The 11710-nt window shown below is 35.4% G+C and carries 11 protein-coding genes; all 11 read left to right on the forward strand.

Features of this window, described 5'->3' with window-relative positions; genetic code table 11:
* The first annotated feature begins 178 nt into the window (after window positions 1-178).
* A complete protein-coding gene (locus B2745_RS01700) occupies window positions 179-1384 on the forward strand; it encodes a glycosyltransferase family 4 protein (protein ID WP_304062836.1) in 1206 nt (401 codons plus the stop codon).
* 22 nt (window positions 1385-1406) lie between these two features.
* Window positions 1407-2714 (forward strand): glycosyltransferase, encoded by a 1308-nt coding sequence (locus B2745_RS01705; protein WP_304062839.1) that lies wholly within the window; start codon window positions 1407-1409, stop codon window positions 2712-2714.
* A gap of 30 nt (window positions 2715-2744) precedes the next feature.
* Complete coding sequence (locus B2745_RS01710; RefSeq protein ID WP_304062842.1) at window positions 2745-3965, forward strand: glycosyltransferase family 4 protein; 1221 nt, start codon at window positions 2745-2747, stop codon at window positions 3963-3965.
* A complete protein-coding gene (locus tag B2745_RS01715) occupies window positions 3958-5064 on the forward strand; it encodes an acyltransferase family protein (protein ID WP_304062845.1) in 1107 nt (368 codons plus the stop codon). Before B2745_RS01710 ends, B2745_RS01715 begins: the two co-directional genes overlap by 8 nt.
* A gap of 1 nt (window position 5065) precedes the next feature.
* Entirely contained in the window at window positions 5066-6472 is a 1407-nt protein-coding gene (locus B2745_RS01720) for a hypothetical protein (RefSeq protein ID WP_304062848.1), read from the forward strand.
* A 651-nt stretch (window positions 6473-7123) separates the two neighbouring features.
* Complete coding sequence (locus B2745_RS01725) at window positions 7124-8737, forward strand: glycosyltransferase (RefSeq protein ID WP_304062851.1); 1614 nt, start codon at window positions 7124-7126, stop codon at window positions 8735-8737.
* A 49-nt stretch (window positions 8738-8786) separates the two neighbouring features.
* Complete coding sequence (locus B2745_RS01730; RefSeq protein ID WP_304062854.1) at window positions 8787-9041, forward strand: hypothetical protein; 255 nt, start codon at window positions 8787-8789, stop codon at window positions 9039-9041.
* Complete coding sequence (locus B2745_RS01735; protein ID WP_304062857.1) at window positions 9041-9670, forward strand: zeta toxin family protein; 630 nt, start codon at window positions 9041-9043, stop codon at window positions 9668-9670. The genes B2745_RS01730 and B2745_RS01735 overlap by 1 nt, the downstream gene beginning before the upstream one ends.
* A 3-nt stretch (window positions 9671-9673) precedes the next feature.
* Complete coding sequence (locus tag B2745_RS01740) at window positions 9674-10531, forward strand: glycosyltransferase family 2 protein (protein WP_304062861.1); 858 nt, start codon at window positions 9674-9676, stop codon at window positions 10529-10531.
* Window positions 10518-11090, forward strand: coding sequence for an exosortase/archaeosortase family protein (locus tag B2745_RS01745; protein ID WP_304062864.1), 573 nt, complete (start codon window positions 10518-10520; stop codon window positions 11088-11090). Before B2745_RS01740 ends, B2745_RS01745 begins: the two co-directional genes overlap by 14 nt.
* Entirely contained in the window at window positions 11068-11622 is a 555-nt protein-coding gene (locus B2745_RS01750; protein WP_304062866.1) for a WcaF family extracellular polysaccharide biosynthesis acetyltransferase, read from the forward strand. Before B2745_RS01745 ends, B2745_RS01750 begins: the two co-directional genes overlap by 23 nt.
* The last annotated feature ends 88 nt before the right edge of the window (window positions 11623-11710 follow it).

Here is an 11710-nt window from a genome sequence, read left to right on the forward strand (position 1 = left end):
ACAAACTAACTAAAATATTGTATGTTTTGTACTTTTCTCTCAAAAATACAATTGAAAAAAATCATCAAATAAGTGCCTTTTCTAAACTGTAATTATAAAAAAAATTCTCTATTTGAGAATAAAAAATAGGCTTCATAGCTACAAAACTTACAACATTTATATACATTCACAATCCTATATGCTTAAAAAGCGCTACGATATTATTACCTGTCATCCTTCAAAGCATCACTTTTATGAGCAGGCACATGCACTTTCGCAAAAATTTAATATCCGCTTTCTTACTTCAGTATATGTCCCTAGGTTACTGCTTAACGTAATTAAACCGTTTTCAAAAAAACTTTATCAATTTTTAAGTAAAAAATCGCATCCCCGTTTAGATACGAAATACGTGGTTACACACCCTGCAACGGAAATTGATATCTTTTGGAAAAAATTAAGAGGAAAAAACTACAATTATTATGATGGGAATAAGAAATTTCAGCATTGGGTAACTAAAAATTTCTATCCACCCAAGATATTCATTGGTGTAGATACTGCCTCTGGGCATATTTTTAACCAATGGAAGGGTAAAAGTTTTTTGATTCTAGATCTTGTTATTGCATTACCGCAGTACAGAAATAAAGTTTACCAACAGGCTTTACAGGATAATACTGCACTAAAACCAGAAGATTTTCATTTCTCTACAGAACCAGAACTTTCTATTTACAAACAAGAAATTGAACTGGCAGATCTTATTCTCTGCGGTTCTGAGTTTGTAAAATCATCCTGTTTGGATTATGGAATTCCGGAAGAACGTTTAAAAGTGATTGAATATGGGGTAGATCTGGATATTTTTAAACCAAGTTTTTTTTTGCAAAAAGATATTAACAAATTTAAAATGGCTTTTGTTGGGAATTTTAGTATTAGAAAAGGCTCACTTTTAATGGAAGAACTAATGAAACGATTAGTTACCTACCCGAATATAGAGTTACACGTTTTTGGCAAAGCGGATCAGGAGCAACAAAAAAGATTTGCATCAAATACCATTTTTCATGGCTTTATTCCTCAGCAAATCTTAAAAGAAAGATTAGAATTGTGCAATATTATGGTTTTTCCTACTTATTTTGAAGGCAGCGCTTATGCAGTTTACCAGTCTATGTCTTTAGGATTACCAGTAATTACCACTCCCAACTGCGGGAGTATTATAGATGAACATTCGGGAATCATTATCCCTGTGAATGATGCAGATGCTTTGGAAAATGCTGTAATTAAATTATACAATGAACCATTTACCGTTAAAACAATGGGACAGGCCGCTCATGAAAAAGCACAACATTATTCCTGGGACGCTTATGGAGAAAAAATCAGGAGCCTAGTTTCAGGAATATTGGAAAAACAAAATTAATAGCAAATAAGGTTCTCTTTTCGTGAAAAAAATCCTCATCATATCTCCTTACTTCCCTCCGTGTAATGCGGCAGATATGCAGCGCATACGGATGAGTCTCCCCTATTTCAAAGAATTTGGATGGGAGGCAAACGTTGTTTGTGTGCACCCAGACTTTTGTGAAGTAAATAAAGACCATCTATTACTAGAGGCTATACCAACTGATATTAAAATTTATACTGTAAAACCTATTTCTAAAAAATGGACCAAAAAAATAGGGTTAGGCAGTATAGCAATCAGGTCTTTAAACGCCATACGTAAGAAGGTAGATGTTTTATTAAATAAAGAGCATTTTGATTTGATATATTTTTCTACGACGCAGTTCCCCGTGTGTATTTTAGGAAATTATTGGAAAAAAAGGTTTGGGATACCTTATATCATTGATATGCAAGACCCTTGGCATTCTGATTATTATATCAATAAACCTAAAGCAGAACAGCCACCAAAATATTGGTTTTCCTATCGTTTAAATAAATGGTTAGAGCCTTTGGCTATGAAACATGTAGATGGTTTGATTAGCGTATCTGAAGCTTACATTAAAACACTGCAAACACGTTACGAACATATTAGAAAAGTACCTGTCAAAGTAATCACTTTTGGCGTATTTGATCAGGACTTCTGTATTGCTGAAAAGCATCAATTTGATTATCCTTCTATGATTCCATACAAAAATGAAGATGTGGTTAATGTGGTTTATGTAGGTCGTGGAGGTTTGGATATGAAAGACGCATTAGTCAAGCTATTCAGTGCTTTTCGATTAGGATTAAGACAAGAAGCATCTTTGTTTAAAAACATGCATTTTTATTTTTTAGGCACCAGTTATGCTCCTGACGGACAAGGAAAACAAACCATATTTCCATTGGCCCAAGAAATGGGTATAGCAGCTTACGTTACCGAGCAAACCAATCGAATTCCTTTTTACCAAACGCTAAATACTTTGAAAAGTGCGGATTTATTATTTATTGCAGGATCTAATGATCCACAATATACTGCTTCCAAAACGTATCCTTATATGTTCTCAAAAAATCCTCTACTAGCTATTTTTCACCAAGATAGTAGTGCAGCTAAAATCATAAGAGAATGTAATGCAGGCGAAGTAATTACTTTTGATATGCCAGAAGATACAGCAATCCATCAAATATATACTATTTTGAAAACTATCTTATTAAAACAAGGGAAACAATTTACTCGCCATGAAAGCAAATTGAATCAATATTCGGCCAAAAACAAAACAGCAGAACAATGCGATTTTTTTGATAAAGTTCTAACTGCTTCGAAGATTACTATTTAAAAAATGCTATCATAACATAGACAAATCTAGATGTTAAAAAAATTAGCAATTATTACTACACATCCTATTCAATATTACGCTCCCCTATTTCAATTATTAGCTAAAGAAACTAACCTGACGGTATTTTATACCTGGGGAGAAGGCTCCTTAAAAAAGTTAGATCCTGGTTTTAATAGAGTGATTGAGTGGGATATTCCATTGTTAGAAGATTATCCTTACCAGTTTTTAAAAAATGAGAGTAAATATCCTGGTAGTCATCATTTTAAGGGAATTATAAATCCTAATCTGATTGAGCATATTGAAGAATTTAATCCCGATGCGATTATACTGATTGGTTATGCCTACCAGAGCCACTTACAGGTGTTGAGACACTTTAAAGGAAAAACACCACTATGGTTTAGAGGAGATTCGACCCTATTGGATAAAGATGCAGGTTGGAAAAAGTATATAAAAAGTATTTACCTGAAATGGGTTTATAGCCATGTTGATTTGGCTTTTTATGTTGGGACAGCTAATAAAGCCTATTTTAAGAAATATGGTTTAAAAGAAAGGCAGTTGGTATTTGCACCACACGCCATAGACAGCGGACGCTTTGCAGAAAATCGAGCTGAGGAAGCGGCTGTATTAAGAAAAAAGCTTCACATTAGACCAGAAGATGTGCTGATTCTATTTGCAGGAAAGCTGGAACCTAAGAAGGATCCTGAATTGTTGCTAGACGCTTTTATAGAGATGATTAAATCCAAAAAAGCAATGCATAATGAAAAAAGTCATTTACTATTTGTGGGTAACGGTATATTAGAAGAAAGTCTAAAGTTAAAAGTGGAAAGTTTAAAGAGAGAAGCAAAAAGTGAAAGTTTAGACAATAATTGGACTTCTGCCAGTTTGATAAATAGTATCCATTTTATGGGCTTTCAGAATCAACAAATGATGCCTGTATTATACCAAGCTTGTGATGTATTCTGCTTACCTTCGAAAGGACCAGGAGAAACTTGGGGGCTTGCTGTAAATGAAGCTATGGCTAGTGGTAAAGCTGTTATCTTAGCCAATAAAGTAGGCTGTGCAGCAGATTTAGTAAAAGAAAATATCAATGGATTTGTATTTGAAGCGCATAGAAAAAGTCAATTAACAGCAATTTTGGATAAATTAGAAAAAAATCATTTAGAAAAAATGGGATTGGCTTCAAAAGAAATCATTAAGCAATGGAGTTTTGAAAAACAAGTTAGTAGTATCTTGAACAAATTAAATGATTAAACGCTTACCCATTCTAGATTGTTTAAGAGGGTTAGCTGCTCTACTTGTGGTATTACATCATTATCTAACTTTTAATGGACAAGCTGTTTTTAATTTGGTACCACGTCTTCTCTGGAATATCTTATCCTTTCTTAATGAATTAAATAATGAGGCTGTATTATTCTTTTTTGTTCTTTCAGGCTTTTGTATCGCTTTAGCTACAAAAGGTCATTTAATAAAAAGTAAAAATGAAACAAACTTATTTTTGTACAAACGCTTTAAAAGAATATTACCTGTTTACCTATTAGCCCTACTATTTAGTTTAATTGTAGGCTGGACAATGTCAAAACTTACACTTCCTGAATATGCGTGGTCTAACTTAATAGGAAATTTGCTGTTTTTGCAAACCTCAACAGGTGCAACAGATTTTTGGTTTAGTCCTTATGGAAGTAATGGTCCATTATGGTCATTAGCCTATGAAATGTTCTTTTATTTGGTGTTTCCCTTATACAGCTATCTTTTGTTAAAAAAGAAATACCTATATGCTCAAAATTATCAACTCATACTCTTGTTTAGTGTCTCTTTAACCTGTATTGCCCTAAATAAGTTTTTTATTTATATACCTTATTTTGCCTTTTTATCTTATTTTGTTATCTGGATAGCTGGTTTTTTAGTCGCTTGTCATTTCCTGAATGAAACAAAAAATGACAAACTCTTTATTGCGCTATTTCTGTGTGGCTTACTCTCACTGATTTTTCATGAATTAATCATTTCTGATGCTTTACTAGAGGTTATCAAAGGTTTATGGATAGCGAGCTTCTTTTATATTGTCATTCGGTTTGAGAAGATATGGCGGCCAAGTGTGCATAGAATTTTCATTTGGTTAACTAATGTATTTAGCTATGTAGGACATGGGAGCTATGCCTTATATGCACTACATTACCCATTACTAATGTTAATGAATCACTTTAAAATAGCTTTATCCGTACAGCTGTTTATCTTGATGATAAGTATAATCTTATGCCCGATGATAGAGCAGAGATTACAACATCTTCAATTGACATTTCTTAACAGAAATTATTTATTTTGGTATTCTAACACTCATTCGTCCAAATCCTAAAATGCAGCAATTTAAATCACTTGGTATTTTGGGAAACATACTTTTAATTTCAGGTATTGTTTACGCTACCATGAGTATGAATCCTCTTCATACAATAGTAGCTGTAATTGCACCATTTATTCTAATAAAATTAAGTTGGAAAAGTAATGAGGCACCTATCCTATTTACCGCATTGATGACCCAGTATATGGCAATTTCGGTAAAAGTGTTTTATGCAAATTATAGCAATTTAGCTTTTGATGATATCAGCTTGCACCGTTATCCTGATTATATCAATGAAGCCTATTTTTGGGGAATGGGGGGCCTAATATCACTAGCATTAGGTATACATTTCGCTGTTAGAGGCTTTAAACATGCTAATAATACCAGCATTTTAGCCGCTAGTCATCAGTTTAATGGTGATAAGCTGGGAAGGCTTTACCTGCTATTAGCTATAGCATACCCTATTTTGTTTAAATTATCTTTTTCTCTAGGAGGTTTACAGCAACCTTTAAGTAAGTTAATTGAGTTTAAATGGGCACTATTTTTTATATTTATGATTTATGCTTTCTATAAAAACGAGAAGAAAATGTTTTTATGGATAGCCTCGCTAGAATTATTATTTAGTTTTACGGGATTCTTTTCTGGGTTTAAAGACTATTTCCTCATTTTGTTTATTGGTATGGTGCTGGTGTATGGTCAAAATTTGAGGTTACAAAACATCATCCCTTTAGGAGTAACTTTAATTGTAGGCTTTTATACTTTGATGATTTGGCAATATGTTAAACCCACCTATCGTGAATTCTTAAATGCAGGAAGTACTTCACAGGTTTCTGTCAGAGGTACCGGAGAGTCTTTAACTAAGCTTTATGATTTGGTGACCGCTATAGATAGTACTGGAATTAAAGAAGGTTTTGAAGCGACCGTAAATAGGCTTTCGTACATAGAATTTTTATCAGGAACTATGGGGCATGTGCCTTATCAATTAGAGCATACCAATGGTGAACTTTGGCTTGGTGCGGTAGAACGTGTGCTAAAACCCAGAATTTTATTTCCTGAAAAGGCTGCTATTGACGACTCTGAAAAAGCAAGATTATATACAGGGCAGGATTATTCTGGTTCGGAAAGCGGTACTTCAATTAGTTTAGGTTATTTTGCAGAAAGTTATGTGGATTTTGGAAGAGCTGGCATGTTATTAATTTTATTAGTATTTGGCTTCGTGATTGGAAGTATTTACAGATATATATTAAAACAATCGCCAGACCTACTAATAGGTACTGCACTAACTATTCCTTTATTTTTTGTGATATTCAACTATGAAAAGGCACTAGATAAAATATTTGGTGCACTCTTTATGTATTTGATTATTTATCTTGCTTTTAATAGACTTGTGATCAAAAAAACCATTGAGTATTTAAAAAATGATTAAAGTTAAGGCAAAGAACAAGGAGTAAAGAATAAAGATGAGGGCTTCGACTTCGCTCAGCCTGACAAATTATTGGGAATGGTGGAAAATTGGAAGGTTGGAAATGGTTGGAAGTCGGAAGACCGCGGACCGCAGGGTAATCGTCGTGTAGATAGAGAATTACAGTTGCGAAGTCGAATGACCGAGGACCGATGACTGCGGGGATAATGGTCGTGTAGATGAAAAATTGTAATAGTCCGAAGACCGAGGACGGAAGTTGGAAGACTGGGCAACAAGGAGTAAAGAATAGAGAGTAAAGAATAAAGAGCAAGGAATGGAGAGCAAGGAGTAAAGAGTAAAGATGAGGGCTTCGACTCTGCTCAGCCGGACAATGTTATCGGGAATGGTGGAAAACTGGAAGGTTGGAAATGATTGGAAGTCGGGCGACCGAGGACCGCAGTTTGGCGACGCATAACCCAGATCCCAGTAATTACTAGATGTAATTTCATACAAAGATAATCGACAATTTACCGATTATCTTGTGTTTTTTTTACATTTATTTATGGAAATTTATCAAATTTTACAGTCTTAAGCAACACATCCATGAAGTCATCAATCGTTACTTAGTATTTTAAATAATGATTTGATAACTCATCTTCAAGTAGCTACTCATCCATGAAAATCCTCCATATCACAGCATCCTATAAACCAGCATACATTTACGGTGGACCGGTGATGTCTGTAGCGAAGTTGTGTGAGGAAGTTCAGGCTGAAAGCGAAAGGCTGAAAGCGGAAAGCGAAGGGCTGAAGGCTGAAAGCGAAAGGCTGAAAGCGGAAAGCGAAGGGCTGAAGGGTGAAAGCGAAGGGCTGAAGGCTGAAAGCCGGAGAGAAGATGTTGGGAGTCAGAAGACCGGGGACGGAAGACCGCAGGGAGATAGTGGTATAGATGGAGAAAGTCCGGAGACCGAAGACCGTGTACTGGGGAGTGATAGCGAAACGGGTTTAGGAAATGAGGGTTTCGACTCTGCTCAGCCTGACAAAATGATAGTTTCTGTTTATACTACTTTGGCTAATGGGAAAGAGGAACTACCCTACCAAAATGGGGAAACTAAAATGGTAGATGGTGTTGAGGTCACCTATTTTAAGCGCATCACCAAAGATCATAGTCACCTCTCTCCTGCCCTTTTATGGCATTTATGGAAAACTGTTAAGCAATTTGATGTGGTGCATATTCATGCCTGGTGGAATTTGGTTAGCATGCCTGCTTGCTTGATTGCTTTATGTAGAGGCGTGAAGGTAGTTTTAAGCCCTAGAGGCACCCTCAGCTTATACTCTTTTGAAAAAGATAAAAGTTTATTGAAGAAGGTATTTCATCAATTATTAGGAAAACATTTGTTAAATGCCTGTTATTTTCATACCACCAGCGCTAAAGAGGCCAGAGATACGCAAGCTTTATTGAAACCAAAGACTATTTTTAATATTCCAAATTTTGTGAACCTCCCCTGGGAGAAAAGCTTCATGAAAGAGGAAAAAACTGATGACGTTTTAAGATTGATATTTTTATCTCGTATCGAAGAAAAAAAAGGGCTTGAGCTGTTGTTTAAAGTTTTGAAAACGCTAGATTTTGCCTGGGAATTAAGTATTGTTGGAGAAGGTGAAGGGGGATATGTGGAAAGGTTGAAGTTGGAAGGAGACGGAGTACCGAAGACTGGAGACCGAGGACAGAAGACTGGAGACCGAGGTCCGAAGACCGGAGACGGAAGACTGGGTGGTGATTGGCAGGAAGTTGTGAGTGAAGGTGAAAGTTGGGAAAGAAGACCGAAGACCGGGGACAGAAGTCCGAAGACCGCAGACGGAAGGCTGGGTGGAGAGCGGCAGGAAGTTGTGAGTGAAAAGGGAATTAGGGAGAAGAACTTTGCTAAGGGTATCCATTGGTTGGGGCCTGTGTATGGGGATGAGAAATTTGACTTATTGGCAGCGCATGATATTTTTATTTTGCCTTCTTATGATGAGAACTTTGCGAATGTGGTGATTGAAAGTTTATATACGGGAACGCCTGTGGTGATTACAGAAAACGTGGGCTTAAGTGATTATGTCAAAGAAAAAAACTTAGGATGGGTTTGTAAGAGAGAAGCTGCTGATTTAAAGACAAGCTTACAAAAAGCTTATCAGGATATCTTAAACAAAAAAATGCAGCCTGAAAGATTGCAAAGCACCATTAGAAACGACTTTAAAGAAAGAAATATCTTGAAACATTATCAGGCGATGTATATGGATTTATCTATTTAAATACTGAAATTAAGAATTTATTTTTGTATTTTTAAAAATAATTTCGACCATGAATAGCATCATTTCATTAGTAAAGATAGGCAACCAAGCAGTAAGAAAGCATAGAGAGCAGAAACTCAATTCTGGCAAACCATTTATGATTAATTCCCCAGAACTTCCAGATAAACAATCCTATTTAGAATATCCAAACCATAGTATCAAATTAGTTTCTCTTTCTTCAGATGGTAAAACTTTAAAGGTGATTAAAGAGCTTTCACTTCATGAGGCTGAAACATTAAGGGAAAAATTAGGCTTAAGCATTTAATGCCCCATCTTTACATCATTACAGGATCTAATGGAGCAGGTAAATCTACTGTAGGTCCTGCGTATTTACCAAAAGACATTACAGATCATCATATTATATTTGACGGAGATCTAATATTCACACAAAAACTAAAAGAACTATTCCCAAAATTTACTAAATCTCCGAAAGAAGCTCGAAATATTGCTAGAGACTTTGTTATAAATTCATTTGATGATGCCATTCAAAAAGCCATTACCCATAAAACTGACTTCGTTTATGAAGGGCACTTCACAAATGATGCTACTTGGGATGTCCCTAAACGCTTCAAAAATGAAGGTTATCAAATTCACATGATTTTTCTTGGCTTAAAAAATCAAAATCTTTCACAACTTAGAGTGACAGACAGAGTTTCTGAAGGAGGTCATTATGTGAATAAAAGTACGATTGATGCTAATTTTATAGGAAATCTTGAGAAGTTAGATAAGTACTTTTCTCTTATGGATGAACTTATTATTATAGATAGTTCTGAGATAGATCATAAGCTTTTGTTATCTCTTCAATATCATAGAATTACCTATGCTGTCAAAAAGGAAGAATTACCTCTTTGGTTCTCACAATATTTACCTCTAATAACTTCACTACTTAAGTAAATTATGCTTAATTATCCAGTTCCTATCAGTATCATCATCTTAACCTTTAACGAGGAAAAGAATATTAAAGCTTGTATTGAGAGCGCTTTGAACTTCGCAGAGGAAATATTTGTTGTGGATTCTGGTTCTACTGATGCTACTTTGTCTATCTTAGAAAATTATCCTGTACAGGTTGTTCATCATCTTTTTGAAAATTATAGTCAACAAAGAAACTGGGCTATTCAACACTTACCTATTAGCACCCAATGGGTTTTAAATATGGATGCGGACCATCGCTTAACAGAGGAATTTAGAACAGAGGTTAGCGCTTTATTTAGCAAGCCTATTGCCGATGATATCCATGGATTTTTGGCGAGTAGGAAAACCATTTTCATGAACAAATGGATTAAATATGGCGGACACTACCCTACCTATCATGCAGTGCTGTTTAGAAAGGATAAGGGTTTATGTGAAGAAAAACTCTACGACCAACATTTTAAAGTGGAAGGTAAAACGCAAAAGCTTAAAGGGGATATTATTGATTTAATTACCGAATCTCTAAGTACTTTTACTTTAAGACACGATAAATGGTCAAATTTGGAAGCTTTTGAGCAGTTTCATCCGCCACAACATGGTGCTGTTATTAAAGGCTCTTTACAAGGTGAGAATCCTATTGCCAGAAGAAGGTATATGAAAAATTTATATGAGCGCTTTCCACTATTTGTAAGACCTTTTGTATATTTCTTTATCAGGTATTTTTTAAGGTTAGGTTTTTTGGATGGTAAAGAGGGCTTGATATTTCATTTTTTACAATGTTTTTGGTTTAGATTTTTGATTGATGCTAAAATCTATGAGCTTAAGAAACAACATGATGAACATTAATCATAAACTAGTGAAATTTGTATGGAGTCTGCTGCTGATTTACTTTGCTTTAGACTATTTTTTCGAGTTTTGGATTGGTATCTGCGCTCCGGGAGGTTTATATTGGGCTTTTGCTGATCAGCATTTAAATTTTATAGCCTGGTATAGGGATTTTTTAATCTCAGGCTCGCAAATGATTGCTGCCCTATGGGGTATCAAAAGTATTAGTAATGCTACTGCAATGCTCCTTATTGGGTATGGTGGAGTTAAAATTGTTTATAGCTGTTTGGGTTATGGTATTATCAGTTTACTGATTGCTTTTGGTATTGCAGTGCCTGATAAGCGCATCAAAAACAGGATACTGTTTATCGTGGGTAGTATTTTGCTATTTTCATTGTTTAATATGTTGAGGTTATTTGTAGTAGCTTTTTACGCCAAGAAAGTTGCTGGCATGCGGATAGACCATCACGATGTTTTCAACTGGATATGCTATATCATTATTTTTATAGGGATGTATTTTTGGATGAACACAAAGAATATCCATAACAGTAAAGCACATGTTGGAGAAAGTACAACTTAAAAAGAAATTTGATACAGGTAAGTTTGACCATAGAGCTTCTGTGCTTAAACAAGTCCTTTGGTATTTTTGTAGTGCCTTATTTTTTAGATCGGGTCTTATCCCTTTTAGCGTTGTTTTAGTGGCTTTATTAAGACTGTTTGGAGCTAAAATAGGTCGTGACGTAAGGATAAAACCTTATATCCATATTAAATTCCCTTGGAAATTAACTTTAGGAGACCATTCCTGGTTGGCAGAATGTTTTATTGAAAACTTGGATGATGTGTCTATTGGAGCGAATTGTTGCGTTTCCCAAGGTGCTATGCTGATGACCGGTAATCATGATTATAAAAGTAAAAATTTTGACTTGCTGACCCAGCCTATCATCTTAGAAGATGGTGTATGGATTGGCGCCAGAGCTATAGTTTGCCCCGGTGTTACCTGTAAAAGTCATGCTGTTTTGAGTATGGCTTCTGTAGCGCATCACGATTTGGAAGCTTATAGCATTTATCAGGGAGCCCCGGCTGTGAAGGTAAGGGAAAGGGTGGTGGGTTAGGTGGGTTAGTTTGTTAGGTGGTTGGTTGGTTAGGTGGTTAGTTTGTTGGGTGGTTAGTTGGTTAGGTGGTTTTTGAAAGTAGAAAGTA

It is taken from the genome of Pedobacter glucosidilyticus (assembly GCF_002483235.1).
Lineage (GTDB): Bacteria > Bacteroidota > Bacteroidia > Sphingobacteriales > Sphingobacteriaceae > Pseudopedobacter > Pseudopedobacter glucosidilyticum_B.

Coding starts and splice junctions, on each gene's coding strand:
- B2745_RS01735 (WP_304062857.1), top strand. CDS start 9,041: ATGCCCCATCTTTACATCATTACAGGATCTAATGGAGCAGGTAAATCT.
- B2745_RS01750 (WP_304062866.1), top strand. CDS start 11,068: ATGTTGGAGAAAGTACAACTTAAAAAGAAATTTGATACAGGTAAGTTT.
- B2745_RS01730 (WP_304062854.1), top strand. CDS start 8,787: ATGAATAGCATCATTTCATTAGTAAAGATAGGCAACCAAGCAGTAAGA.
- B2745_RS01740 (WP_304062861.1), top strand. CDS start 9,674: ATGCTTAATTATCCAGTTCCTATCAGTATCATCATCTTAACCTTTAAC.
- B2745_RS01715 (WP_304062845.1), top strand. CDS start 3,958: ATGATTAAACGCTTACCCATTCTAGATTGTTTAAGAGGGTTAGCTGCT.
- B2745_RS01720 (WP_304062848.1), top strand. CDS start 5,066: ATGCAGCAATTTAAATCACTTGGTATTTTGGGAAACATACTTTTAATT.
- B2745_RS01700 (WP_304062836.1), top strand. CDS start 179: ATGCTTAAAAAGCGCTACGATATTATTACCTGTCATCCTTCAAAGCAT.
- B2745_RS01725 (WP_304062851.1), top strand. CDS start 7,124: ATGAAAATCCTCCATATCACAGCATCCTATAAACCAGCATACATTTAC.
- B2745_RS01745 (WP_304062864.1), top strand. CDS start 10,518: ATGATGAACATTAATCATAAACTAGTGAAATTTGTATGGAGTCTGCTG.
- B2745_RS01710 (WP_304062842.1), top strand. CDS start 2,745: ATGTTAAAAAAATTAGCAATTATTACTACACATCCTATTCAATATTAC.